This window comes from Streptomyces sp. NPDC001914 (assembly GCF_042891215.1).
GTDB lineage: Bacteria > Actinomycetota > Actinomycetes > Streptomycetales > Streptomycetaceae > Streptomyces.
Genome location: NZ_JBIASW010000001.1, coordinates 791,724 through 816,428 on the forward strand (window position 1 = coordinate 791,724; position 24,705 = coordinate 816,428).

Below are 24,705 nucleotides of genomic sequence, written 5' to 3' on the forward strand. Positions count from 1 at the left end.
AGAGTGCCATCCGGCGCCGACGACGCCCGGGATCAGCCGCGTTCCCGGACCAGGAACTCGCACCACACGACCTTGCCGCCGCCGCGCGCCTCGACGCCCCAGACGTCGGTGAGGCGGTCGACGAGCAGCAGTCCGCGGCCCGAGACCCCGGACTCGCCCGCCTCGCGGCGGCGCGGCAGCGCGCTGGAGGAGTCCTCGACCTCGACGCGCAGCCGGCGTTCGGATCCGGTCAGGACGCGCAGGGTCACGATGGCCGACCCCTCGGTGTGCATGAGCGCGTTGGTGATCAGTTCGTCGGCGACCAGCTCGATCTCGTCGGCCCGGTCCCCGGCCCCCCAGGCGCGCACCGCGGCCCGGATCATGTGGCGCGCCTCGCTCAGCGCCTCCGGGTCGCCGGGCGCCACATGCTGCTGGAGGCGTCCGCCGGAGCGCTGGTCGATCAGTCCGTGGCGGCGCAGGAGCAGCAGGGCGACGTCGTCGTCGCCGCCGCGGTCCTCGGCCATGTCGATGAGCCGGTCGGCGAGGTCGCTGACGTCGTTCGGGCCGCCGCGGATGACGTCCCCGAGGATGCGCATGCCCTCGTCGAGGTCGACACCGGGCTCCTCGACGAGCCCGTCGGTGCACAGCAGCAGGGTCTCTCCGGGGTCGAGCTCGATGGTGGCGACCGGGTATTCGAGGCGCCCGAACTCGGCGGACAGGCCGAGCGGCAGGCCGCCCTCCAGCGGCAGCCGCCGGCAGCTCCGGTCGGCGTAGCGGACGAGCGGGTCGATGTGGCCGGCCCGGACCAGCTGGGTCACCCCGGTGGACAGGTCGATCTCCGCGTACAGGCAGGTCGCGAAGCGTTCGGTGTCGAGTTCGTGGAGGAAGACCGACGCGCGGGCCATCACGGTGGCCGGGGTGTGGCCCTCGGCCGCGTAGGCGCGCAGGACGATGCGGAGCTGGCCCATGACCGCGGCGGCGTGGGTGTCGTGGCCCTGGACGTCGCCGATGACGGCGCCGACGCGTCCGCCGGGCAGCGGGATCAGGTCGTACCAGTCGCCGCCGATGTCGCGGCCGAGCGAGGCGGACCGGTAGCGGACGGCGATGTCGGCGCCGCTCACGCTGGGGATGGAGCGCGGCAGCATGGCCTGCTGGAGGCCCTGGGCGAGGTCCTTCTCCTGTTCGAAGAACATGGCCCGCTGGAGACTCTGGGCGATGCTGCTGCCGAGCGCGACGAGGACGTTGCGCTCGTCCTCGGAGAAGCCGTGCCGGTCGTTGTAGAGGAGGCCGATCGCGCCGATGGGGCGGGCCTGCACGATGAGCGGCAGATACGCGGCCGAGGTGATCTTCAGACCGGTGATGTTCGGCCACAGCAGCGGATACGACTCGGCGAACTCCTCGGGCGACTCGATGAAGTGGGGTACGAGGGTCCTTACGACCTCGTTCATCGGGTACTGCGCGTCCAGGCGTGTGACGCGGGTGCCGGGGACGTAGCTGTGCTCGGGGCCCGTGGCGACCATGCGGATGCGGCCGGCCTCCACCAGGCCCATCACCAGGCTGGCCGCCCCGAGGTGGGTGAGGCCGTGGGTGTCCTGGAGCACGTCGATGACGTCCTGCACGGTGACGGCGTGGGCCAGCGCGGCCGTGGTGAGCTGGACGACGCTGGTCTGCTGGCGCCGTACCTCGTGCCGGGCGGCCTGTTCCCGGCGCGCCACGCTCTCGTCGAGCTCCGCCGTGGCGTCCCGGACGATGCCGATGATCCGGCGCGGCCGGCCGTTCTCGTCGCGGCGGATGTATCCCTGGGTGTGGGTCCAGCGCAGGGCGCCGTCACGGCGCCGGATACGGAAGTAGGCGCCGTAGTTCTCGCTGCCGTCCTTGAGGGCGTGGGAGACCATCGTGTCGAGGCGGCGCGACTCGGCCGGCGGCACGCGCATGGACAGGGTGGCGGGGCGCCCGTCGTATTCGTCCGGGCGCACGTCGAAGATCTCGTGGGCCTGGGCGTCCATCTGCATCAGACCGGTGTCCAGGTCCCAGTCGAAGCTGCCCATGCGGTTGAGCGCCAGGATCGGATCCGGGTGGGCGGGCCAGTCGTCCGGGAGTGACAGGGCGCTCGCTCCCCGATCAACCATGGGGCCACCATGCCAGCATTTGCCCGATTGTTCGACTTCTGGAGGGCATGGTTCCGGGCCCCCCCGGACGCGAGGGTGTTCACGTCCCGGGGGAGTCGGCCGAGACCTCGAAGACGCTGTCGGGACCGGTCAGCGCGTCGGGGATCAACCCGTCGTCGGGAGCGTCGGGCTCGTCCGGATCGGTGTCCTCGGTGGGCGTGCCCGGGTCGTCGGACGGGACCCGTGGCTCCGGGGAGCCGGAGCGGCCGGGGGCGGACGGGCCGGTCGGCGGGGCCGTGGTGCCGCCCGGGGGTGCCGGAGTGGTCGCGGACCCCGTGGTCGGCGGTGCCGTGACGGTGGCTCCCGGACAGTGCGGGGACTCGGCACCCGGGCTCGCGGAGCGGCCCGGCGCGGCGACGTCCATGGCGGTGTCGTCCGTCGGGATGCCGCTGGGCGTGGGACGCGCGGTGGGCTTCGGACGGGCGGAGGGCGTGCTGCGGGGCCCGGCACTCTCGCCCGGGGTGCCCTCGCCGTCGCCCGGCGTCGGGGTCACGGTCGCGGTCGGTGTGGCGCAGTCGGAGGGGTCGGGGGACGGACTCCGGCCGCCCTGCGAGGTGTCGGCGGAGGGCTCGCGCGCGGAGGCGGAGTCCCGCGGCACGGGCACCGAGCCGTCGGGCGGCGGCACGGCGTGGTCGTGGCGGTGGCCGTCGTAGCCGACCGGCCGCTCGATCCAGGTGTCGTCGCCGTCGTCCACGATCGTGATGGCCGTGATCGCGTCGGGCGCCGGCGTCACCATGACGACCTCGGCGGGCCGGTACCCGCTCCACGGCGTGCCCCGGGTGTCCGGGTTCGCGTCGAGCGCGGTCGGCCGGCCCAGCGGGTTGCCGCACGCGCAGCGGACCCGGGGTACGCCCCGGTCGTCGACGAGGACGGCCGTACCGGCCTGGAGCACGGCCTGGAAGTCCGTCGCCCGTCCGGCGGCGAAGCCGTGATCGGTGACGCCGGTGTCGGCGCGCAGCACGACCGGGGTGAGCCGCCGCAGGTACTCGGGGACGGACCCCGCCGAGACGCCGGAGAGGCCGGCGAAGGCCCGGGCCTTGGCCGGTTCGGCGGCGAGGTACCGGATCTGCCGCTCCACGTCGCAGCTCCCGGTGTTCAGGGTGCCGCCGTAGAGACCCGGGGTGGCGCCCGAGACGGTGCGCGCCCGCTGAGCACCGGTGTCCGGGGACTGCGGCGTTCGGGTGACGGGCGACCGGGGCGCGGGGGTGGTGTCGGTGGGCTGTGTGAAGGGGTCGGGCCCCTGGACCGCGAGGGGCTGGAGCAGCACGTCGCCGCCGGTGGATCCGTTCGGCGCCGTGTCCCCGCCACCGCCGCCACAGCCCGCGACGACGAGGAGTGCCGCCGCGAGCGCGCAGGCCGCGGCGAAGGTCCTGGTGGGTATGTGCACGCGTACTCCCGTTCGTCCCGGGCTGTCCGTGCCTCATTCTCTGCGTCACTCTCTTGGCGCACGCAAGCGGAAAACGGTCACCCAGCGTCACAATGGAGGGGAGAGGAGCACCCGCCATGGAGTGGTTCGTCGCACCCGGGTACGAGCTGAGCCGGCTGGTGTTCCAGCGGGGGCTGGCCGTGCTGTACCTGGTCGCGTTCCTGGGCGCGGCCCTGCAGTTCCGGGCGCTGACCGGGGAGCGCGGGATGCTGCCCGTGCCCCGCTTCGTGCGGCACGTCGCGTTCCGGGACGCGCCGAGCGTCTTCCACCGGTACTACTCGGACCGGTTCTACGCCGCCTGGTGCTGGTCGGGCTGCGCGGTGTCGCTGGCGCTGGCCGCCGGACTCGACGGGCTGCTGCCGCTCTGGGGCGCGATGCTGCTGTGGCTCGTGCCGTGGGCCCTGTACCTGTCGGTCGTCAACGTCGGCCAGACCTGGTACGCGTTCGGCTGGGAGTCGCTGCTGCTGGAGGTGGGATTCCTCGCGGTGTTCCTCGGCAACGACGAGGTGGCGCCGCCGGTCGTCGTGCTGTTCCTCATGCGCTGGGTGCTGTTCCGCGTGGAGTTCGGCGCGGGGCTGATCAAGATGCGGGGCGACGCCTGCTGGCGGAAGCTGACCTGCCTCTACTACCACCACGAGACCCAGCCGATGCCGGGCCCGCTGAGCTGGTTCTTCCACCATCTGCCGAAGCCGTTCCACCGGATCGAGGTGGCCGCCAACCACTTCACCCAACTCGTTCTCCCGGTTCTGCTGTTCACCCCGCAGCCGGTCGCGACGGCGGCGGCCTCGCTGATGATCCTCACCCAGCTCTGGCTGGTGCTCTCCGGCAACTTCTCCTGGCTGAACTGGACGACGATCGTGCTCGCACTGAGCGTGACCGAACTTCCCGTCACCGCTCCCCGGACCCCCGCGACACCGCTGTGGTACGAGGTGGTCGTGCTGGTGGTGGCCGCGGGTCTGCTGGCCCTCAGCTACCGCCCGGCACGCAATCTGATCTCCCGGCGGCAGGTCATGAACCGCTCCTTCGACCCGCTGCATCTGGTGAACACCTACGGGGCGTTCGGCAGTGTCAGCAGGATGCGTCACGAGGTGGTCGTCGAGGGCACGGCGGACGAGGTGCCGCGCGAGGACGCCGACTGGCGGGAGTACGAGTTCAAGGGCAAACCGGGTGATCCGCGGCACTGGCCGCGCCAGTTCGCGCCCTACCACCTGCGGCTCGACTGGCTGATGTGGTTCGTGGCGCTGTCCCCCGGCTACGCCGGCACCTGGTTCTCCGGCCTCGTGGAGCGGCTGCTGGAGAACGACCGCGACACGCTGCGGCTGCTGCGCCGCTCCCCGTTCCCGGCCGACGCACCGCCCCGCTACGTCCGCGCCCGTCTCTTCCGCTACCGCTACACGACCTGGCGCGAGCTGCGCGAGACGGGCGCCTGCTGGCACCGGACCTATGTGCGCGACTTCCTCCCCCCGACCCGGCTGGAGGGCGCCGCCGAGCGGGGGGCCCGGCGCTAGGACCCGGGGCCGGGCCCGGACGCCGGGAGAGCTGCCAGGGGCGCGGTGGTGGGGAGCAGGCCCTCCGTGCGCAGTTCCCGCCAGAAGTCCGGGGGCACCGGCTCCGCGAACCGCTCGGCACAGTCGCGGACTTCGGCCGCCGAGCGGGCCCCGGCCAGGACGCTCACCACCGCGGGGTGGGCGGCCGGGAAGGCCAGGGCGGCGGCGCGCAGGGTGGTGCCGTGGCGTCCCGCGATCTCCTTCAGCCGCAGGGCACGCTCCAGCAACGCGCCCGGCGCCGCCGCGTAGTTGTACGTCGCTCCGGGCCTCGGGTCGGCCAGCAGGCCGGAGTTGAAGGCGCCGCCGATGACGACGGAGGTGCCGCGGGCCTGTGCGGCGGGCAGCAGCCCGGTGAGCGCGTCGTGGTCCAGGAGGGTGTAGCGGCCCGCGCAGAGCACCACGTCGACATCGGTCTCGCGGACGAACCGGGTCAGCATCCGGGTCTGGTTCATGCCCACGCCGATCGCGCGTACGACGCCCTGCGAGCGCAGCTCGGCCAGTGCGGGAAAGCCCTCGCGGAACGCCTGCTCCTCGTGGTCGTCGGGGTCGTGGAGGTAGACGACGTCCACCCGGTCGAGGCCGAGCCGTTCGAGGCTGGCGTCCAGGCTCCGTCGTACGCCGTCGGCGCTGAAGTCCCACACGCGGCGGTGGGTGGCCGGCACCGCGAAGCCGTCCGCCCGGTCGTCACCGCCCCCGTCGGCGGGCTCCAGGAGGCGGCCCACCTTGGTCGAGACGGTGTACTGATCGCGGGGCAGGCCGCGCAGGGCCGCGCCCAGGCGCCGTTCGGAGAGACCGAGGCCGTAGTGCGGGGCCGTGTCGAAGTAGCGGATGCCGCTCGTCCAGGCGGCGCCGACGGCCTCGTACGCCTGCTCGTCGGTGACCTCGGTGTACAGGTTGCCGATGCCCGCGGCACCGAAGGACAGCGCGCTGACGGGGACGCCGGCGGCGCCGAGGGCGTTCACCGGACCGCCCGACGCGGCCGCAGTCCCTGCATGCCGCCGTCCACCGCGAGCGCGGTGCCGGTGGTGGATCCGGACAGCGGGCTCGCCAAGTAGGCGATGGCGCCCGCGACTTCCGCGGCCGACACGAGGCGGCCGGTGGGCTGGCGCGCCTCCAGGGCGGCGCGTTCGGCCGCCGGATCGGGGGCGGCGTCCAGGAGCCGGCCGACCCAAGGGGTGTCCACCGTGCCGGGGTTGACGCAGTTGACGCGGATGCCTTCGCCGACGTGGTCGGCGGCCATGGCGAGGGTCAGCGCGAGGACGGCTCCCTTGGACGCGGAGTACAGCGCCCGCTGCGGCAGCCCCGCCGTGGCCGCCACGGAGCAGGTGTTCACGACGGCCGCGTGCGCTGATTCCCGCAAGTGGGGCAGGGCGGCGCGGGTCGTCCGCACGATGCCGAGGAGGTTGACGTCCAGGACCCGGTGCCATTCCGCGTCGTCGTTGTCCTCGACGGTGCCGCGGGCGCCGATGCCCGCGTTGTTGACCAGGATGTCGAGGCCGCCCAGGTCCGCGGCCGCGGCGGCGACGGCCGCGCGCACGGAGCCGTCGTCGGTGACGTCGGCCCGGTGGCCGGTCAGCGGCTTGCCGACGGACGACGGGTCGAGGTCGAGGACGGCGACCCGGGCGCCGCGGGCGGCGAGGAGACCGGCGGCCGCCCTGCCGATCCCGGAGGCGCCCCCGGTCACCAGGGCCCTGAGCCCGTCCAGTTCCTGAGAGTCCGTCATACGGCGTGCCCCTTCGGGTCGTCGGCCTGGTGCCGGGTGAGGTCGGCGGTCCAGAAGGTGCCGCCGGGATAGCCGAACTCCGCGACGGACCCGGGCCGCATCGCGGCGGAGAAGCCCGGCGCGGTGGGCGCGGTGTAGTGGCCGTCGGTGATCACCACCGGGTCGGTGAAGTGGTGGTGCAGATGGTCCACGTACTCGATGACACGGTCGTCGGTGGTCCCGGACAGGGCGACGAAGTCGAACATCGAGAGGTGCTGGACGAGTTCGCACAGGCCCACCCCTCCGGCGTGCGGGCAGACCGGGACGCCGAACCTGGCGGCGAGGAGCAGGATGGCGAGGTTCTCGTTGACACCGCCGACCCGTGCGGCGTCGATCTGCACGATGTCGAGGGCGCCCGCCTGGAGGAGCTGCTTGAAGACGACGCGGTTGTGCACGTGCTCGCCGGTGGCGACCTTGACCGGGGCGACCGCCGCGCGCACCGCCGCGTGGCCGAGGATGCCGTCGGGGCTGGTCGGCTCCTCGATCCAGTACGGCCGGTACGGGGCGAGCGCCTTGGTCCAGGTGATCGCCTCCTCCACGTCCCAGCGCTGGTTGGCGTCGACGGCGATACGGACGTCCGGGCCCACCGCGGCCCGGGCGGCGCGCAGGCGCCGCAGGTCGTCCTCCAGGTCGGCGCCCACCTTGAGCTTGATCTGCCGGAATCCCCCGGCGACCGCTTCGACGGCCAGCCGCGTGAGCTTGTCGTCGCTGTAGCCGAGCCAGCCGGGCGAGGTGGTGTACGCGGGGTAGCCCCGTGCGCGCAGGGTCGCGGCGCGCTCCTCGGCGCCCTCCCTGCCCCGGCGCAGCAGGCGCAGCGCCTCGTCGGGCGTCAGCGCGTCCGTGATGTAGCGGAAGTCGACCTGGGAGACCAGCCATTCGGGATCCGCCTCGGCGAGCAGTCGCCACAGCGGACGGCCCGCGCGCCGTGCGGCCAGGTCCCACACGGCGTTGACGACGGCCCCGATCGCCATGTGCATCACCCCCTTCTCGGGTCCGAGCCAGCGCAGTTGGCTGTCGCCGACGAGGTCGCGGGAGAGGGAGCCGGGGTCGGCGCACAGCTCGTCGAGGGACCGCCCGACGACGTGTCCCCGCAGCGCGTCGATCGCGCCGACCTGGACGTCGTTGCCCCGCCCGATCGTGAAGGCGAACCCGTGCCCCTCGGTTCCGTCCGAGGCGTCGGTGCGCAGCACGACGTAGGCGGCCGAGTAGTCGGGGTCCGGGTTCATCGCGTCCGAGCCGTCGAGCTCGCGCGAGGTGGGGAAGCGGATGTCGTGGGTGTCGACCGCGACGACGCGGGCGGGGCTCGGGGACACGGCGGGCCTTTCCGTCGGCGTCAGGGGGTTCCACGGCCGGGTACGGCGGAGTGCTCGGTCCCGAGGATCTCCCCGCCCACCCGTCCGCGTACAGCGTCGGGCGCGCTTCGGTTCGGCGGCCGGGTCGCCGACCGGGCACGCCAGGGACCGACCAGGGCACACCAGGGACCGATCCGGCCGCGCCCGGGGCCGGGCCTGGGCACACCCCGGTCCGGGCCTGAGCACACCCGGGGCCGGACCTGAGCACGCCCGGGTCGGTCCGGCCGTGCCGCGGGCGTGTCGGCCGTCCTCGGGGAGGGGGCGCCCGCTTGCCGCGTCACGTGCGGACCGGGAGGCCGGGCCGAAGGTCGGGGGCCGTGGGCTCTCGACGCGGTGCCCGGGCTGCGGGCAGAGTGCTCCCCGTAACTACTCACCAGTACGACACGAGTGAGGAGCGCCCGTGACCACCTGGGCCGGCCGGACCGCCACCGAGATCGCCGCAGCCGTTCGCGAGAAGAAGGTCACCCCCCGCGAGGTGGTGGCCGAACACCTCGCACGGATCGAACGCCTCGACGGGCGCGTCGGCGCCTTCCGCACGGTCCGCGCCGAGGCCGCCCTCGCCGAGGCCGACGAGCTGGCCGGCAGGGACCTGGACCGGCTCCCGCTGGCGGGCGTGCCGATCGCGGTGAAGGACAACCTCGCGGTACGCGGCGAACAGACCCGCAACGGATCCGCCGCGACCCCGGACACCCTCGCCGACGAGGACCACGTCACCGTGGCCCGGCTGCGTGCGGCGGGCGCCGTCGTGGTGGGCCTGACGAACGTGCCCGAACTCTGCGTCTTCGGCACCACGGAGGGCGTGTACGGCAACGCGCGCAACCCCTGGGACCTGTCCCGCACCGCGGGCGGCTCCTCGGGCGGCAGCGCGGCCGCGGTCGCCGCCGCGATGGTGCCGGTCGCGCTCGGCAACGACGGCATGGGCTCGCTGCGCATACCGGCCGCCAACTGCGGTCTGGTGACCCTGAAGCCGGGCCACGGGGTGATCCCCGCCGGGATCGGTCACGGCGACTGGTTCGGCATGTCGGAGAACGGCCCGCTGGCCACGACGGTCGAGGACGCGCGGCTGGTGTTCGCCCTCCTCGCCGACCTCGAACCGGCCCCGCCCGCGGAGCCCGCCACCCGCAGGATCGCCCTGTCGGTGCGCAGCCCGCTGGCCGGAATACGCGTCACGCGGCCGTATACGAACGCGGCCCGGGAGGCCGGCGCGCTCCTCGCCGAGGCGGGGCACCGGGTGCGGACCGCGAACCCGCCGTACCCGCTGTGGCTGAGCACGACCTCGCTCGCGCACTGGACGGCGGGCACCGCGGTCGACGCCGAGGACCTCGACCCGCGCCGGCTGGCCCGGCGCACCCGCGTCCACGCCGCGGTCGGCCGCCGCTTCGTGACGGGCGTGCGCAAGGGGGAACGCCGCGAGCAGCTGCGCGGGCGCCTGGCGGCGTTCTTCGCGGAGTACGACGTGCTGCTCACCCCGGCGCTCGCCCGGCGCAGTCCCGCCTCCGCCGACTGGCACAAGCGGGGCTGGCTGCGCAACATCCTGGCCAACACCAACTACTCGCCGATGACGCCGCCCTGGAACCTCACCGGCTGGCCCGCGATGTCGGTCCCGTTCGGAAAGCTGCCGAACGGCGCCCCCTGTGCCGTCCAGCTCGTCGGCATGCCCGGCTCGGAGGAGACCCTGCTCGACGTGGCCGGGCAACTCGAGGTACTCCACCCGTGGCGACGCACGGCTCCGCTCGGCTGAGGAGCCGCGTCGGGCCGGAGGCCGCAGGCGGCCGTCGGCGTCCGGACGGAGGGCGGCGGGGGCTGCGGCGTGCGGCCTGGAGGTGGCGTCACATGCGGAAGCCGCGGCCGTTCGTCGGCCGCGGCTTCTCCTGTTCGGCGTGACGGCGGGGCCGGCACTCCCGTGCCGCCCTCGATCCCGCCGGCTGCCGGCGTCGGTCAGTCGACGCTGGGCAGGATGTGGGGCTCGGCGAGGTCGTCCTCGTAGCCCGCGAGGCGGATGGGAGCGGACCTGGCCCACACGTCCAGGCTTCCGAGCTTGGTGTCGGAACCACCGCCGAGGTGCTCCCTGCGTTCCTTGGGGCCCTGATCGAGTTTCGTCTTCTCTGGTGTCACCGCGCACTCCTTATGTGTCGGGTCACCCTCGGGACGCTAGGGCCCGGTGCTCTCGGGTCGCCTGACGTCCGCTCGGGTCTGAGTCGAAGCAGTTAGGGACGCGGTGGCGCCGGTAACTCGTGTGAGAGCAGGCCGTGGTGACCGGCATGTCCCGGGACGGACCGTGGGTGTGGGTGGACCCCAGTAAGTCTGTCCGTCGGCTACAGCCTAACCAAATGAGCGGGCCCCCGCTCTATGGGGCTGAAAACGTGAGGTTACTGTCACACGTCTTCCAGGCTCCATCAAGCCGCGATCTGCGGCGATTTGAAACATGATGCCCTCTTCGCGACCACCCATTCGGCTCAATTTCGCCCCTGGACGGGGGCGTCGGGGCCGGCCGGCGGGCGGGACTGGGTCACGATCGCCCGACGGCCGCGCGCATCCGGCACGAAGACGTCACGCAGTTCAGGTCCCGTTGGCCGGTTCGCAAAGAGGCCGTGCTGTGCTGTCGCACGGCAACGGCCTTTCTCGCGGGAGGACTGACGCATGGAGCTGCGCGGCGTCGAGGAGCTGATGGATCTGCTGCACGCGGGCCGGGGCGTCCACGACATCCCCGGGCCCGCCCGCCCCCGGCCGCGCCCGGGCGGGCCGGTGACCGTCGGCGACCCCGTCGATCTGCACGACCACGCCCTGCAGACCGCGGCGCTGCTGCGCCGTAGCCATCCCAGCGACAAGGAGCTCCAGGTCGCGGGCCTGGTGCACGACATCGGGCATCTGCTCAGGCCGGGCGACGACGCCGGGCACGCCGGCCTCGCCGCCGACGCGGTGCGGCCGCTGCTCGGCGAGCGGGTCTCGGGCCTCGTCCGTCTGCACGTCGCGGCCGAGCGCTACCTGGCGGCCGCCTCGTCGGGCCGCGGGCCGGCGCCGCGCGACCCGCTCGCCCCGGCCGTTCCGGGCGGCGCGATGACCCGCCACGAGGCGGCCGCCTTCGAGCAGGACCCGCTGGCCGAGGACGCGGTGACCCTGCGGCAGGCGGACGACGCGGGCCGGGTCCCCGGTCTGTACGCCGGGGACATGGAGGACTGGCGGACGCTGCTGGAGCTGGTGGCGGAACGTTCCGCGTGGGCCGGCGACCGAGCCGGCGCGCGGCATCCGCGACGCCCGGTTCCGCCGGCCGGCCCGGCGGAACCCGCCGCGAGGCTGGGAGCCGCGGACTGACGGTCACCTCCGCGGGGCCCGCTGCCGTCGCGCGTCCGGCGGGCGACGACGGCAGCGGGTGACGGGTTCCGAGCGGCGGGCTCTGGGGAGAGGACTCCGGGTGACGGGCTCCGGGGAGAGGGCTCCGGATGGCGGGCCGCGGTGGTCGGCGACGAGGTCTGTCGGCTGACGGCCCGTCATGAGACGGTACGCGGATGACGTCGCCGTACGGACTTCAGGGCAGGGCCGCCGTCGTCACCGGCGCCTCGCGCGGGATCGGTCTCGCCGTCGCCGAGGCGCTCGCCGGAGCGGGTGTCCGGGTGTGCGTGAGCGCGCGGGACCCGGACGCGGTGCGGCGCGCGGCCGAGAGGATCGGCGGCATCGGACTCGCCGGTTCCGTAGACGACGGAACGCATCTGAGGGAACTGACCGACCTGACCGTGCGCACCTTCGGACGCCTGGACATCGTGGTCAACAACGCGGCGACCAACCAGCCCTACGGCCCGCTCATGGACGCCGACCCGGAACGCTGGCGCGAGGCGTTCGCCGTGAACGTCGAGGCGCCGCTGCGCCTGGTGCAGTGCGCGTGGCGGGCGTGGATGGGCGAACACGGCGGGTCCGTGGTCAACGTCTGCACGGAGGGCGCCGGACATGTCGGCCCCCAGGTCGGGGCGTACGGCACCAGCAAGGCCGCGCTGCTGCATCTCACCCGGCAGCTGGCCGGAGAGCTGGCCCCGAGGGTGCGGGTCAACTCGGTCTCCCCCGGCCTCGTCCGTACCGAGATGGCCCGCTTCGTGTGGGAGGGCTCGGAGGACCTGCTGGGCGCCTCGCTCCCGCTCGGCCGCATCGGACGGCCCGAGGACGTCGCCGACGCCGTGACCTGGCTGGTCTCCGACGCGGCCGGCTGGATCACCGGCGCCGACCTGCTGGTCGACGGGGGGACGCGCGTGCGGGCGGCCAGTGCCGACTCCCCCGCGACGGGCGTCCAGGAACGGCTGCGGCAGCGGACCCCCGGCGTGCGAGGGTCCGCGCCGTAGCCGCGGGTTCACCACTTGCCGGGCGCGTAGTCCTTCAGGAAGACGCCGTACAGGTCCTCGCCCAGTTCGCCGCGGACGACAGGGTCGTACACGCGGGCCGCGCCGTCGACGAGGTCCAGCGGGGCGTGGAAGCCCTCGTCGGCCAGGCGCAGCTTGTCGTAGTGCGGGCGCTCGTCGGTGATCCAGCCGGTGTCGACCGAGGTCATCAGGATGCCGTCGGCCTCGAACATCTCCTGGGCGCTGGTTCGGGTCACCATGTTCATGGCGGCCTTCGCGGCGTTCGTGTTCGGGTGACCGGCACCCTTGTAGCCGCGGCCGAACACGCCCTCCATCGCGGAGACGTTGACGACGTACGCGCGCCCGCTGGACGCCGTGCGGGCGGCCTCGGCCATCTGCGGCCGCAGCTTGCTGATCAGGATGAACGGCGCCGTGTAGTTGCAGAGCTGGGTCTCGAGCAGCTCGACCGGGGAGATCTGCTCGATGGTCTGCACCCAGGTGTTGCTCTCGACGACGTCGGGGAGCAGGCCGCCCGCGTCGATGGCGGTGCCCTCGCGGTGGCGGACCACGCTGGCGTTTCCGGCGACCAGGGCGAGGTCGGCCACCTTCTGCGCCTCCAGGCCGGAGACGCCGACCGGCAGCGCCTGCAGTCCGTCGACCGCACCGGAGTTGAAGGCGCCGATGACGTGCTGGGCGGGGAGTTCACCGGCCGGCAGCGGTGCGCTCTCGCCCTCGACGAGCGCGGCGTAGGCGGAGGGCAGCCGGCGCACGGTCTGCGTGGCGTTGTTGATCAGGATGTCGAGCGGGCCCTGCTCGGCGACGCGGTCGGCCAGGGCGACGGCCTGGGCCGGGTCGCGCAGGTCGATGCCGACGACCTCCAGGCGGTGGATCCAGTCCGCCGAGTCGTCCATGGCCTTGAAGCGGCGGATCGCGTCGTTCGGGAAGCGCGTGGTGATCGTGGTGTGCGCACCGTCCCGCAGCAGGCGCAGCGCGATGTACATGCCGATCTTGGCGCGGCCGCCGGTGAGCAGCGCCCGCTTGCCGGTGAGGTCGGTACGGGCGTCGCGGCGCGAGCGGTTCAGCGCGGCGCAGTCCTGGCAGAGCTGGTGGTAGAAGTAGTCGACCTCGACGTACCGCGTCTTGCAGGTGTAGCAGGAGCGCGGGCGCTGGAGTATGCCCGCGATCTGGCCGGCGTCGGTCACGGACGAGGGGAGGATGCCTTCGGTCTCGTCGTCGATGCGCTGCGCGGAACCGGTCGCGGTGGCCTCGGTGACCATCTTGTCGTGGGCCGTCTTGGCGGCGCGGCGCTCCTGGCGGCGGCGCTGCTTCACGGTGCGGTAGATGCCGGCGGTGGCGCGGCGCACGGCGATGGCGTCGGGGTGGTCGACCTCGATCTTCTCGAGTTCGTCGAGCACGCCGAGGCAGACGGCCAGTCGTTCCGGGTCGATGCCGGGACCGAACGCGACGTCCGCCATCTCTGTCGTGTCCACGGCGGGGGTCGCCCGGCCGTCCTCTGTCACCGTCATCGCTGCTGCCGTTCCTCGGGTTGTGCGCCGCGTTCGAACCGCGCTCGCTTTCGAAGGCGGAATTTTACGGACCAATCGCGCGCGGCACCAAACCCGTGGTGATCAAGGCGTGCAGGCGGTGATCAGTACGCGCACCTCCTCGGTCAGGGAACGGGCCAGCAGATCGAGGTCGGGGACGGCCTCGGCGTCGGCCACAAGCCCGTAGTGGACCTTCCCCCGGTACGTCGAGACGGCCACCGCGAGGGCCTGGCCGCGGGCCAGCGGGGCGAACGGATAGACCTCGGCGAGCGGGCAGCCGCCGAGCTTCAGGCCGAGGCTGGGCAGCGGCACGCTGGTGACGAGGATGTCGAACAGCAGCCGGGCGGCCTGGCCCACGACGGGCCCGCCGATCCGGTGCCCGAGCGGCGGCACGTGGTCGGCGAGCAGCGCGACGGCGCCGGCGCCCCGGTTGGGTCCGGCGTCCTTGTTCCGGTCCATCGCCGTCCGTACGGCACGCAGCCGCCCGAGCGGGTCGGGATCGTCGACGGGAAGCCGTATCAGGTAGCCGGAGAGCCGGTTGCCCTGCGGCTGCGCGGTGCGCGGCCGGCGCCGGGAGACGGGGATCAGGGCGCGCGGGGAGACTCCCTCGCTGCCGTCACCGCGCTCGTCGAGCCAGCGGCGGAGCGCGCCGGCGACGACGGCGATCAGGACGTCGTTGACGGTGCCGCCGACGGTCTTGCGGACGATGTGCACGTCGTCCAGGTCGAGGACCACCCCCGCGGTGCGCCGGGTGCCGGTGGGCGCGGAGGTGAGGGCGGGCGAGGACTGCGCGGTGAGGGTGGCGCGGGCCACCGAGGTGCCGATGTCGAGGGCGCGGCTCACGTCGGAGAGGGTGCCGCGGACCAGTCCCGGCAGTCTGCGGACGTCCGGGAAGAGCCCCCGGGGCGGTTCCGCGGGGCGCGGGCGGGGTTCCGGCAGGTCCATCGGGTCCATGATGGCGGCGGCGAGCATCAGGGCCCTGAGCCCGTCGGCGAGCGCGTGGTGGAACTTGAAGAGCACGGCGAAGGACGTGCCGTCCTCGCCGGGCAGCACATGCGCCTCCCACGGGGGCCGGCCGCGCTCCAGCGGGCGTTCCATGAGCCGGCCGGCCTCGGCGTGGAAGTCGGCGGTGGGCTTGTGCAGCAGGACGTGGTCCAGCGGCTCGAAGTCGGGCGCGGGCTCGCGGGCGGCGCTGCCGAAGGCGAGCGGCGCGGTGGGCTGCCAGACGTCGCGGATGCGCATGCGCAGCCCGGGGACGGCGGCGGCGCGGGCCGCGAGCAGGTCCGCCGCGTGGGCGCCGGCGGTGGGCGAGTGCGCGGCGAAGACGCCGAGGGCTCCGAGGTGCATCGGGTGCCGGTCGGACTCGATGTTCCAGAACGCCAGGTCGAGTGGTGCGAGGAGGTCGGAGATCAAGGGCTTTCTCTCGCGTCGACGACGGGTGAACGTGCAGTCAAACCCGGACTGGTGATTACGGTCAAGTACGATCAAGTTACGCACAGTTAACAGCGCATTAAGTCCCGCCCCTCGGAACAGGGGCGGGACTCATTGTCCTCAGTGCGTGCCGGGTGTCACTTCAGGACCGGGGGCGCCGCCGAGGCCGAGGTTCCCCACTCGGACGGCTCGGAGCCGACCGTGAAGCGCAGGGAGCGGATGTCCTTCAGCGTGTCGGTCGTCAGATACGTACGGCCGTACGGCGAGCCGTCGAGGCGGGCCGCCTGGATGTACCGGTCGGTGTCCGAGGTGCCGGGGGCCGTGACCGTCAGGGCGCCGCGGGGGTAGTAGCGCCGGTCGAGGCTGAGGTCGACCCGCTCGAAGACGGGCGTGGACAGTCCCCAGGTGTCGTAGCCGGGCTGCACCGGGAAGATCCCGATGGAGGACAGGACGTTCCAGGCGGACATCGTGCCGAGGTCGTCGTTGCCGGTCATGCCGGTCGGCGCGTCGGTGAACAGGGTCAGCGCCGCGTGCACGACGTCGGTCGTCTTCCACGGCTGTCCGGTGGACAGGTAGGTGTACGGGGCGATCAGGTCGGGTTCGTTCTGGGGGTTGTACTTGTCGGCGTTGTAGTAGGCGTACGGGCCGTTGACCCAGACCTCGCGGGCCGTCTTCGCGGGGTCTGCCAGCAGCCGGTCATAGGCGAAGAACGCGTCGAGCCGGTCGTTCGCGGCCTGCTTGCCGCCGATCAGGTCCACCATGCCCGGCAGGTCCTGCGGGACGAGCCACTGGTACTGCCAGGACGTGCCCTCGTGGAAGGCGACGCTCTGGGCCGGGTCGGCGGGCCCGGTGAAGGCGCCGGAGGCGTCCCGGGCGCGGAAGAAGCCGGTCGAGGGGTCGTGGATCGCACGGTAGTTCTGGGAGCGCGCCAGATAGCGTTCCGCGTCCTCGGCGTGGCCGAGGTCCCGCGCCATCGCGCCGAGCACGGCGTCCGACAGGGCGTACTCCAGGGTCACGGAGGCCCCGTGGTCGTAGTCCGAGTCGCCGGGCTTGGCATGCGGGCGGCCGCTGACGTAGGGGGCGAAGCCGTTCGCGATGTACTCCCGGTTCTCCTCGCGCCCCACCGCGGGCGAGTCGGCGGGCGGCACGCCGTCGGCGTTCTTCTTCAGCGCGCGGTACGCCCGCTCCTCATAGCCTGCGAGCAGGCCCTGCTGGTAGGCGTTGGTGAGGAACGGGGTGACCGGGTCGCCGGTCATGATGTTCGTCTCGACCGTGCCGTAACCCCACTTGGGCAGCCAGCCGCTCTCCTCGTCGATCCTGATCACCGAGATCGCCATGTCCCGGGCCTCGCGGGGTGCGAGCAGGGAGAGCAGTTGCGACTGGGTGCGGTAGGTGTCCCACAGCGACCAGTTCTGGTAGTACGTGAAGCCCTTCGCCCGGTGGATCCGCCGGTCCCAGCCGGTGTAGCGGCCGTCGGCGTCGCTGCCGATGTTGGGCGCGAGGAAGGAGCGGTAGAGCGACGAGTAGAAGGTGCGGCGCAGGGTGTCGGTGCCGCCCTCGGCGCGGACGTCGTCGAGCCGGTCCTCCCAGGCACGGCCGGCGTCGGCGCGGACCCGGTCGAAGGAACGGCCGCCCTCGGAGCGGAGGTTGACGGCCGCGCCGCGGGCGTCGACGTACGAGAGCGCGGTGGTCGCCTCGACCGTGCGGTCCTCGGTGGTGTCGAAGCGCACGAAGGCGCCGGTGCGCCCGGTCGTGCCGGCCGTCTCCTTCGACCCCTCGGTGACGGTGCCGCCGTTCCAGGTACCGGAGGTGGTGAACGGCCGGTCGAAGCGGGTGATCGTGTACACCGTGTAGGGCCCGGTCGCCTGGCAGAAGCCGCTGCCGGTGATCGCCGTGCGGACCGTCCGGTCGTCCAGGATCTCGACCTTCGTGGCCACCGTCCTGTGCAGCGACTGGCCCGCGTTCAGCAGCACGTTGGCCTTGTCGGTGGCCGGGAAGGTGTAGCGCTGCACGCCGGTGCGCGCGGTGGCCGTCAGCTCGGCCTCGATGCCGGACTTCAGGTCGGCACGGTAGTAGCCGGGGTGCGCCTCCTCGGTCTCGTGGCCGAATTCCGCCGCGTACTTCGCGTAGTCCGTCTGAGTGACGTCCCCCGTGGTGGGCAGCACGGGCAGGTCGCCGCCGAGGCCGCAGCCGACGCCCGAGAGGTGGACGAGGGAGAAGCCGCGGATGTGGTTCTGGGAGTGGTCGTAGCCGGTGTTGTGACCGGTGTCCGGCGAGAACTGCACCATGCCGAAGGGCACGGCGGCGCCGGGGTAGGTGTTGCCCTCGTTCTGGGTGCCGATGAACGGATTGACCAGGTCGGTGAGTTGGCCGTCGCGCGGCTCGGCGGCCTGTGCGGTGGGCAGGGCGAACAGCGCGGACGCTGTCACCAGTCCCGCCGTGCACAGACGCAGGCGCCGGGTCCATCTCATGCGGGAGACCTCCGGTGGGTGATCGACATCGTTGTCCTCATGCATGGTCGGGGCGGGGGACCGGCTTTCCGGGCAACCGGAGGGGATCCCGCGGGACGCGTCGCGCGGTGGCGCGGCACGGCGGGACCGCCCCGAACGATGACATCGTTGTCAGGTTGTACAACGTTGTCATCGGCGGCAGTTGGCATGACAGCACGGGGTTCCCCGGCCCGTCCAGGGACATGACAAGCTCGATCCGACAACGGCCGGAAGTCGCCGTGAGCCCCACACGGCCCACGAACGGCCTCACGAAACCCCCGCAAGGGCCCCCGGAGGTCCCGGGGGGCCTGCGGAGGCCGACGAGGCCCGTGGGCCGGTCAACGAGGCCTGGGGGCCGGTCAGGGGACTCGCTGGCCCTTCCCCAGGGCGATCACGCCCGCCTTGGAGACCGTGTAGAGGGCGGAGTCGCGCTCCGGGTTGACCCCGATCGTCGCGCCCGGCGGGACCTCGACGTTCTTGTCGAGCACCGCCCCGCGCACCACGGCACCCCGCCCGATCTTGACGTTGTCGTGCAGGACCGATCCCTGCACCACCGCTCCGGGGTCGACGACCACGCCCGGCGACAGCACCGACCGCGTCACCTGCCCCCGGATCAGGCACCCCGCGCTGATGATGGACTCGCTGGCGATGCCGCCGGCGTTGAACCGCGCCGGCGAGAGCTGCCCCGAGCTCGTGTAGACGGGCCAGCTCCGGTTGAACAGGTTGAACACGGGACGCTCGGCGATCAGGTCCATGTGGGCGTCGTAGTAGGCGTCCAGGGTGCCCACGTCACGCCAGTAGCCCTGGTCGCGGCTGGTCTCGCCGGGTACGTGGTTGTCGCTGAAGTCGTACAGCTGCGCCTCGCCGCGCTCGGTGAGCGCGGGCAGGATCGAACCGCCCATGTCGTGCAGGGAGTTGACGTCCTCGGCGTCCCGCTGAAGCGCCTCGGTCAGTGCCTTGGTGGTGAAGATGTAGTTGCCCATCGAGGCGAAGACGCACTCGGGGTCGTCCGCGAGACCGGGCGGGTCGGCGGGCTTCTCCAGGAAGCCCCGCACGCTCTGGCCGTCGGACCCCGGACTGATGACCCCGAAGGAGGACGACTCGGCGCGCGGCACCCGTATTCCGGCCACCGTCACACCCGCCCCGCTCTCGATGTGCTGGGCGAGCATCTGCCGGGGGTCCATCCGGTAGACGTGGTCGGCGCCGAACACCGCGACGTACTCGGGCTGTTCGTCGTGGATCAGGTTCAGCGACTGGAGGATCGCGTCCGCGCTGCCGAGATACCAGCGGGGCCCGAGCCGCTGCTGGGCCGGCACCGGGGTCACGTAGTTGCCGAGCAGGCTCGACATCCGCCACGTGGTGGTGATGTGCCGGTCCAGCGAGTGCGACTTGTACTGCGTCAGCACGCAGATGCGCAGGATGTCGGCGTTCACGAGATTGGAGAGGACGAAGTCCACGAGGCGGTACGTGCCGCCGAAGGTCACCGCCGGTTTCGCCCGGTCCGCGGTGAGCGGCATCAGCCGCTTGCCCTCACCGCCCGCCAGTACGATTCCCAGCACCGAAGGTCCACCGCGCCGCATGCCGCCGCCCCTCTACGCCCGTTGGGGTCACACCCGGCTGCCCGGGCCCCGCCCCGCGTTCCGAAGTTCGCCTGTCTGAACGGTTACCCCGCTTTGAGGACTTCCTCGTACAGCCGGACGGTCCTGCGCGCCACGGCGTCCCAGCCGAACTCCCCGACCGCGCGCCGCCGTCCGGCCTCCCCCATGCGCCGCGCCGCGCCGGGATCGGCGAGCACGGAGTCCAGCGCCGCCGCGAGCCCCGCCTCGAAGTCGTCCTGGAGCGGCACCAGAAGGCCCGTCTCGCCGTGCTCGACCACCTCGGGAATGCCGCCGACCCGCGAGGCCACCACGGCCGTTCCGCAGGCCATCGCCTCCAGGTTGACGATGCCGAGCGGCTCGTACACCGAGGGGCAGACGAACACGGCGGCGTGGGTGAGGAGTTGGATGACATCGGGACGCGGCAGCATCTGCGGGATCCAGTGCACGCCGTCCCGTACCGCGCTCAGCTCCCGGTACAGCTCACGGAACTCGCGGTCGATCTCCGGGGTGTCGGGAGCGCCCGCGCACAGCACCACCTGGGCCGCCGGGTCGATGTCCCGTACCGCGCGCAGCAGAGGGGGCACCCCCTTCTGCCGGGTGATGCGTCCGACGAACAGGATGTACGGGCGCGTGGTGTCCAGCCCGATCCGCTCCAGGACGTCGGTGCCGTGGTCGGGCCGGTAGAGGGTGGTGTCGATGCCGTTGTGCACGACGTGCACCCTGTCGGCGTCCAGCCCCGGGTAGCAGCCGAGGATGTCGTCGCGCATGGCGCCGGAGACGGCGATCACGGCGTCCGCGGCCTCGATGGCGGTGCGCTCCGCCCAGCCGGACAGGGCGTAGCCGCCGCCGAGCTGCTCGGCCTTCCAGGGGCGCAGCGGTTCGAGGGAGTGGGCGGTCATCACGTGCGGAATGCCGTGCAGGAGCTTTCCGAGGTGTCCCGCGAGGTTGGCGTACCAGGTGTGGGAGTGCACGAGGTCGCGGCCTTCGAGCGCGGCGGCGATGGACAGGTCCACGGAGAAGGTGCGCAGGGCGTCGTTGGCGCCGTCGAGCGCGCTCCAGGGCCGGTGGCGGACGACACCGCCGGCGGCACCCTCACCCCAGCAGTGCACGTCGAGTTCCGTCAGGGCCCGCAACTCCCGTGCGAGGAACTCGACATGGACGCCCGCGCCGCCGTAGACGTCCGGCGGATACTCCCGGGTCAGCAGTCCCACGCGCACACAGAACCCCCGTCCTAGCCGGTTGGTGCCCTCATGGTCACTCAGTTGAAGCCGATACGGAAGACCGCCAGTTGAAGCCGGTACGGAAGGCCGCGACGATCACCCCCGTGTCAGGTCCGGCGCGGTGCCGGGCGCGGTGGACGCGGCGGACGCGGTGGACGCTCGAAACAGCAGTCCCCGCAGACTCCGCCGCCGGGCACCCGGTAGTAGAGACAGCAGCTGCGGCGGCGCAGCGTGTCCGGGTCGAGGGTGCCGGCGAGGCCGGGGTGCGCGAAGAGCGGGCCGGCCAGCGCCCCGGCCCGCTCCGCCACGTCCGGGCGGTCGTGGACGAGCGCCCAGCGCTCCAGCTGGCGGACGGTCCCCGCCAGGGCGGAACCCGCGTTGCCCCACAGCAGGGCGGGCGACACACGGTGGCGTGCGCGCAGGGCGGCGCTCAGCGGCAGGAGGAGCCCGGCGCGCACGACCGCGTCGAGATCGGACACGGGCCGGAAGCGGACCTCGCGGAGCCACAGGTCGTCCGGAGCGCCGGCGTCGGGGTCCCAGTGCAGCAGCTCCGGATCGAGGTCGGGCACCTGGCCGCAGAGCACGGCGGCACCGAGGGCGATCGACCAGAAACGGGCCGCCAGACCCTGCTGCGCCACCGAGACCGCGACCCGCGCTTCCGGCGCCCGGATACTCTGCACGACCTTCTGGACACGGAAAGTTAGCGGATCTCCGTAAACCTCCGAGGCTGTCTTGGATCGGGGGTCCGCGCACGCGCTCGCGAGGGTCGGCAGCGGGCCGCCCGGCGGTACGCCGGTGCGTAGTACGAAGAATCCGCCGAGCGCGTCGAGCGCGGAGAGCCGGGGGTCGAGGTCCACGAAGAGCAGTAGTACCAAGCCCCCTAGGGGTGACCACCAGTGGATCGGACCGTGGTGTCGCCCACCCTGGGGAGGACACCGGGCGATTCGTACTCCATCGGCAGTAGGACCCATTGACTGCTCAGGGACGACGACGAGAACTAAATCGCACGGCATCGTTGTTTGCATGGAAGCCGACCGTTCGTCGCGCCGGGCCGCCGCTCCGCGCCGTACGCAGAGGAGGGACTCATGAGTGCCCTCGCCCTGTCCGTGGTGCTCTCGTTCGTCTCAGCCGTCGCGTACGCGGGCGGCGCGATCATCCAGGAGCAGGTCGCGGTGACCTCTCCCGGCCAGACCTACGCTCCGTTGCGCAGGCCGGGCTGGTGGGCGGCCGTCGCGCTGACCGGCCTGGGCGGGCTGCTGCACGTGGTCGCCCTCGCCTTCGGCCCGCTGAGCCTCGTACAGCCGCTCGGCGCGCTCACCATCGTCTTCGCGCTTCCGATGGCGGCCCTGTTCGTCGGCCGCAAGGCCGGAGCCGGCGCCTGGCGCGGCGCGATCATGGCCACCGTGGGCCTCGCCGGCCTGCTGTCGCTGGTCGGCGCCTCCGACGCGCAGTCGCTGAGCCACGCCCAGCGGCTGGCGCTGGGCGTGGTGTCGGGCGGCGCGGTCGCGGCCCTGATGGTCGCGGGGCGCGCGGCGCACCGGCACCCGGCCGTGCGCAGCGTGCTGCTGGCGGTCGCCGCCGGTGTCGCCTTCAGCATGTCCTCCGTGTTCACCAAGACCGTCGCGGTCGACTGGTCGGAGCACGTCTCGCTCGCGGACCTGTCGAGCCTCGCGGCCATCGGCGTGTTCGCGACGGCCGGCATGCTGATCTCGCAGGCCTCCTACCGAGGTGCGGGCCTGGAGGCACCGCTGGCCACGCTGACGGTCGTGAACCCCGTCGTGGCGGCCGCGGTCGGCATCACGATGTTCGGCGAGACCTTCCGCTACGGCACCGCCGGCACCGCGCTCGCCCTGGGCTGCGGCGTCGTCGCGGCCGGTGGTCTGATCCTGCTGACGACCGAGCGGATCGCCGGCGGAGACCGGCCCGCGGCCGCCGCACCGGAGACCACGGCCGCACCGGAGGCCGACGCCGGGCGGTCGGCGGGCGCGGCGCACCCGCACACCGCCGACCACACTCCGGTGGCCTTCGCCGCTCCCTCCGGACCGCGGCTCGCCGAGCCGGCCGTGTCGCGGCCGCGCGTCGCGGAGCCCCCCGTCCCGGCCGACGCCGGGGCCGGCGCTCTGACGGCCACCGAGGCCGCCGTGGCGGAACTGCTGGCCGGGCTGCCCGAGCCCGGCGAGGACGCCGACGGACTCGTCGTACCCGCGTCACCGGCGGGTATCGAGAGCCTGGCGGCACGGACGCCCGCGTCACCGGCCGGTATCGAGAGCCTGGCGGCACGGACCGCCGGAGGCCGGGCGCAGGCTTCCCGGGCGGGCGGGGACGGCGTGTTCCCGCCGGGTCCGCGGGCCGCGGCGGTTCCGCCGCAGCCCGTGATCGCGGCGGCCTTCGTGCCCGCCCCGGTCGAGTCCGTCGTACCGGCCGCACCGGCGAGGGAGGTCGTCGCCCCCCGCCCGCCGGCGGGCGGAGACGAGCTGCCCTACCTGACCGTCATGCTCGGTGTGCCGTACGTGCCGATCCCGTTCGTCAGTCACCACCGCACCCGAGTCAAATCCTGACGCCGCCGGCCCTGAGGTACGCCAAGGGGTCGATGTCCGAACCGAAGCCGGGCCCGGTCCGCACCTCGAAGTGCAGATGCGGGCCCGTGCTGTTGCCCGTGGACCCCGAGCGGCCTATGCGCTGCCCGGCCACCACGCTCTGCCCCGCCTTCACGGAGATCGCGGAGAGGTGGGCGTACTGCGTATAGCGGCCGTCGGCGTGCCGGATCACCACCTGGTAGCCGAACGATCCGCCCCAGCCCGAGCTGACCACGTGCCCGGCGGCGACCGCCGCGACGGAGGTGCCGGTCGGCACGGGGAAGTCGACGCCCGTGTGGTAGCCCTTCGACCAGTGGGAGCCGGAGGCGTGGTAGGCCGTGCCGGTCGCGGCGTGGACCGGGACCACGCGCGTCTGCGTCCCGGGGCTGTCGGTCGTCGTCGTGTGCGAGGACGTCCTGCCGGTGGAGCTCTTCTTGGCCGGCGTGGTCGTCGGCGCCTTCTTCGCGGGTGTCTTCGCGGGCGCCTTCTCCGGCGTCGGCCGGGTCGTCCTCGACGGGCTCTTGGCCGGCGTGTGCGCGGGTGCCTGGGCCTTGCCCCCGAGGGCGAGCCGCTGGCCCGGCAGGATCAGGTCCGGGTCGGAGCCGACGGTCGAGCGGTTCGCGGCGTACAGCCCCTGCCAGCCGCCCTGGACGTGCCGGGAGTCGGCGATGCCGGAGAGCGTGTCGCCCCGCACGACGGTGTACATCTCGGCGGTACCGGCCCGCGACTGCGGCGTGGTCTGCGGCTGCACGTCCCGCACCGACCGCTGCTTCGCCGTCCGCGGCGCGGTCCCCGACGGGCTGATGTCGGTGGCCGCGCCCCCTCTGGTCAGCCCCGCGCGGACCGAGCAGACCGGCCACGCGCCGGGCCCCTGCCCCTTCAGCACCTTCTCGGCCACGGCTATCTGCTGGTCCTTCGTGGCTTGGTCCGCGCGCCGCGCGTAGGCCTGGCCGCCGTACGCCTCCCACGTGGACTGGGTGAACTGCAGTCCGCCGTAGTAGCCGTTGCCGGTGTTGATGCTCCAGTTGCCGCTGGACTCGCAGGCGGCCACCTTGTTCCAGATCCCGACGTCCGCCGCGTGGGCCACTCCGGTCCCGACCAGCGGGAGCGCGATCCCGGCGCCGCCCGCCGTGACGGTGAGTGAGGCGCGGTTGATCCTGTTCGGCTGATACCGGCGGTGCCGGCCGCGTACGGCCATGAGCGAGCCCCCCATAGACATGCGTCAGGAGCGGCAAAAGTAAGCGTTGGGAACAGGCCGGGACAAGGCGGCAACCGGTCGCTCCGAAAA

18 protein-coding genes are annotated in these 24,705 nt (G+C 73.0%); 5 read left to right on the plus strand and 13 right to left on the minus strand.

What is annotated here, in order from left to right; genetic code table 11:
* Positions 1-32 precede the first annotated feature (32 nt).
* Both ACFYYF_RS03840 and ACFYYF_RS03845 read right to left on the minus strand, forming a co-directional pair.
* The gene (locus tag ACFYYF_RS03840; protein ID WP_388771079.1) at positions 33-2,108 is read right to left on the minus strand and encodes a SpoIIE family protein phosphatase; all 2,076 of its coding nucleotides are present in this window, start codon (positions 2,106-2,108) and stop codon (positions 33-35) included.
* A gap of 79 nt (positions 2,109-2,187) precedes the next feature.
* Positions 2,188-3,534, minus strand: coding sequence for a DUF6777 domain-containing protein (locus ACFYYF_RS03845; RefSeq protein WP_388771081.1), 1,347 nt, complete (start codon positions 3,532-3,534; stop codon positions 2,188-2,190).
* Positions 3,535-3,650: 116 nt separating this feature from the next.
* On the opposite strand from ACFYYF_RS03845, the gene ACFYYF_RS03850 reads away from it, so the two are divergent.
* Positions 3,651-5,081, plus strand: a complete 1,431-nt coding sequence (locus tag ACFYYF_RS03850; RefSeq protein WP_388771084.1) for a lipase maturation factor family protein — start codon at positions 3,651-3,653, stop codon at positions 5,079-5,081.
* Here the strand turns inward: ACFYYF_RS03850 and ACFYYF_RS03855 are convergent.
* The 3 genes from ACFYYF_RS03855 to ACFYYF_RS03865 are packed head-to-tail and all read right to left on the minus strand — an operon-like array spanning position 5,078 to position 8,195.
* Entirely contained in the window at positions 5,078-6,082 is a 1,005-nt protein-coding gene (locus ACFYYF_RS03855) for an aldo/keto reductase (RefSeq protein ID WP_388771087.1), read from the minus strand. The genes ACFYYF_RS03850 and ACFYYF_RS03855 overlap by 4 nt on opposite strands.
* Positions 6,079-6,843, minus strand: coding sequence for an SDR family NAD(P)-dependent oxidoreductase (locus tag ACFYYF_RS03860; protein ID WP_388771089.1), 765 nt, complete (start codon positions 6,841-6,843; stop codon positions 6,079-6,081). Before ACFYYF_RS03860 ends, ACFYYF_RS03855 begins: the two co-directional genes overlap by 4 nt.
* The gene (locus ACFYYF_RS03865; RefSeq protein WP_388771092.1) at positions 6,840-8,195 is read right to left on the minus strand and encodes an enolase C-terminal domain-like protein; all 1,356 of its coding nucleotides are present in this window, start codon (positions 8,193-8,195) and stop codon (positions 6,840-6,842) included. Before ACFYYF_RS03865 ends, ACFYYF_RS03860 begins: the two co-directional genes overlap by 4 nt.
* 439 nt (positions 8,196-8,634) lie before the next feature.
* Between ACFYYF_RS03865 and ACFYYF_RS03870 the strand changes: the two genes are divergently transcribed.
* A complete protein-coding gene (locus tag ACFYYF_RS03870; RefSeq protein WP_388771094.1) occupies positions 8,635-9,975 on the plus strand; it encodes an amidase in 1,341 nt (446 codons plus the stop codon).
* Positions 9,976-10,172: 197 nt separating this feature from the next.
* On the opposite strand, the gene ACFYYF_RS03875 is transcribed toward ACFYYF_RS03870, so the two are convergent.
* Positions 10,173-10,349, minus strand: coding sequence for a hypothetical protein (locus tag ACFYYF_RS03875; RefSeq protein WP_361675734.1), 177 nt, complete (start codon positions 10,347-10,349; stop codon positions 10,173-10,175).
* A gap of 525 nt (positions 10,350-10,874) precedes the next feature.
* Between ACFYYF_RS03875 and ACFYYF_RS03880 the strand changes: the two genes are divergently transcribed.
* Both ACFYYF_RS03880 and ACFYYF_RS03885 read left to right on the plus strand, forming a co-directional pair.
* On the plus strand, positions 10,875-11,546 hold the full coding sequence (locus ACFYYF_RS03880) for an HD domain-containing protein (RefSeq protein ID WP_388771096.1): 672 nt from the start codon (positions 10,875-10,877) through the stop codon (positions 11,544-11,546).
* A gap of 194 nt (positions 11,547-11,740) precedes the next feature.
* The gene (locus tag ACFYYF_RS03885) at positions 11,741-12,562 is read left to right on the plus strand and encodes an SDR family oxidoreductase (RefSeq protein ID WP_388771099.1); all 822 of its coding nucleotides are present in this window, start codon (positions 11,741-11,743) and stop codon (positions 12,560-12,562) included.
* An 8-nt stretch (positions 12,563-12,570) separates the two neighbouring features.
* On the opposite strand, the gene ACFYYF_RS03890 is transcribed toward ACFYYF_RS03885, so the two are convergent.
* The 6 genes from ACFYYF_RS03890 to ACFYYF_RS03915 form a co-directional block, all read right to left on the minus strand.
* The gene (locus ACFYYF_RS03890; RefSeq protein WP_361675743.1) at positions 12,571-14,085 is read right to left on the minus strand and encodes an SDR family NAD(P)-dependent oxidoreductase; all 1,515 of its coding nucleotides are present in this window, start codon (positions 14,083-14,085) and stop codon (positions 12,571-12,573) included.
* Between the two features lie 102 nt (positions 14,086-14,187).
* Positions 14,188-15,516, minus strand: coding sequence for a wax ester/triacylglycerol synthase family O-acyltransferase (locus ACFYYF_RS03895; protein WP_361675746.1), 1,329 nt, complete (start codon positions 15,514-15,516; stop codon positions 14,188-14,190).
* A 155-nt stretch (positions 15,517-15,671) separates the two neighbouring features.
* Positions 15,672-18,005: a GH92 family glycosyl hydrolase gene (locus ACFYYF_RS03900; protein WP_388771102.1), complete on the minus strand. Its 2,334-nt coding sequence runs from the start codon at positions 18,003-18,005 to the stop codon at positions 15,672-15,674.
* Between the two features lie 377 nt (positions 18,006-18,382).
* Positions 18,383-19,603 carry a glucose-1-phosphate adenylyltransferase gene (gene glgC, locus ACFYYF_RS03905; protein ID WP_361675752.1) on the minus strand — a complete coding sequence of 407 codons (1,221 nt, stop codon included), beginning with the start codon at positions 19,601-19,603 and terminating at the stop codon, positions 18,383-18,385.
* Positions 19,604-19,686: 83 nt separating this feature from the next.
* The gene (gene glgA / locus ACFYYF_RS03910) at positions 19,687-20,838 is read right to left on the minus strand and encodes a glycogen synthase (protein WP_388771105.1); all 1,152 of its coding nucleotides are present in this window, start codon (positions 20,836-20,838) and stop codon (positions 19,687-19,689) included.
* A 110-nt stretch (positions 20,839-20,948) separates the two neighbouring features.
* Complete coding sequence (locus ACFYYF_RS03915; protein ID WP_388771108.1) at positions 20,949-21,716, minus strand: (2Fe-2S)-binding protein; 768 nt, start codon at positions 21,714-21,716, stop codon at positions 20,949-20,951.
* 210 nt (positions 21,717-21,926) lie between these two features.
* Between ACFYYF_RS03915 and ACFYYF_RS03920 the strand changes: the two genes are divergently transcribed.
* Positions 21,927-23,399, plus strand: a complete 1,473-nt coding sequence (locus ACFYYF_RS03920; protein ID WP_388771110.1) for a DMT family transporter — start codon at positions 21,927-21,929, stop codon at positions 23,397-23,399.
* On the opposite strand, the gene ACFYYF_RS03925 is transcribed toward ACFYYF_RS03920, so the two are convergent.
* Positions 23,389-24,615, minus strand: a complete 1,227-nt coding sequence (locus tag ACFYYF_RS03925; protein WP_388771113.1) for a transglycosylase family protein — start codon at positions 24,613-24,615, stop codon at positions 23,389-23,391. The genes ACFYYF_RS03920 and ACFYYF_RS03925 overlap by 11 nt on opposite strands.
* Between the last annotated feature and the right edge of the window lie 90 nt (positions 24,616-24,705).

What these genes read in the sequence shown, in the direction of transcription:
- ACFYYF_RS03850 (WP_388771084.1), top strand. Translation starts at nt 3,651, where the DNA reads ATGGAGTGGTTCGTCGCACCCGGGTACGAGCTGAGCCGGCTGGTGTTC.
- glgC (WP_361675752.1), bottom strand. Translation starts at nt 19,603, where the DNA reads ATGCGGCGCGGTGGACCTTCGGTGCTGGGAATCGTACTGGCGGGCGGT.
- ACFYYF_RS03890 (WP_361675743.1), bottom strand. Translation starts at nt 14,085, where the DNA reads ATGACGGTGACAGAGGACGGCCGGGCGACCCCCGCCGTGGACACGACA.
- ACFYYF_RS03840 (WP_388771079.1), bottom strand. Translation starts at nt 2,108, where the DNA reads ATGGTTGATCGGGGAGCGAGCGCCCTGTCACTCCCGGACGACTGGCCC.
- ACFYYF_RS03880 (WP_388771096.1), top strand. Translation starts at nt 10,875, where the DNA reads ATGGAGCTGCGCGGCGTCGAGGAGCTGATGGATCTGCTGCACGCGGGC.
- ACFYYF_RS03885 (WP_388771099.1), top strand. Translation starts at nt 11,741, where the DNA reads ATGACGTCGCCGTACGGACTTCAGGGCAGGGCCGCCGTCGTCACCGGC.
- ACFYYF_RS03925 (WP_388771113.1), bottom strand. Translation starts at nt 24,615, where the DNA reads ATGGCCGTACGCGGCCGGCACCGCCGGTATCAGCCGAACAGGATCAAC.
- ACFYYF_RS03920 (WP_388771110.1), top strand. Translation starts at nt 21,927, where the DNA reads ATGAGTGCCCTCGCCCTGTCCGTGGTGCTCTCGTTCGTCTCAGCCGTC.
- ACFYYF_RS03860 (WP_388771089.1), bottom strand. Translation starts at nt 6,843, where the DNA reads ATGACGGACTCTCAGGAACTGGACGGGCTCAGGGCCCTGGTGACCGGG.
- ACFYYF_RS03900 (WP_388771102.1), bottom strand. Translation starts at nt 18,005, where the DNA reads ATGAGATGGACCCGGCGCCTGCGTCTGTGCACGGCGGGACTGGTGACA.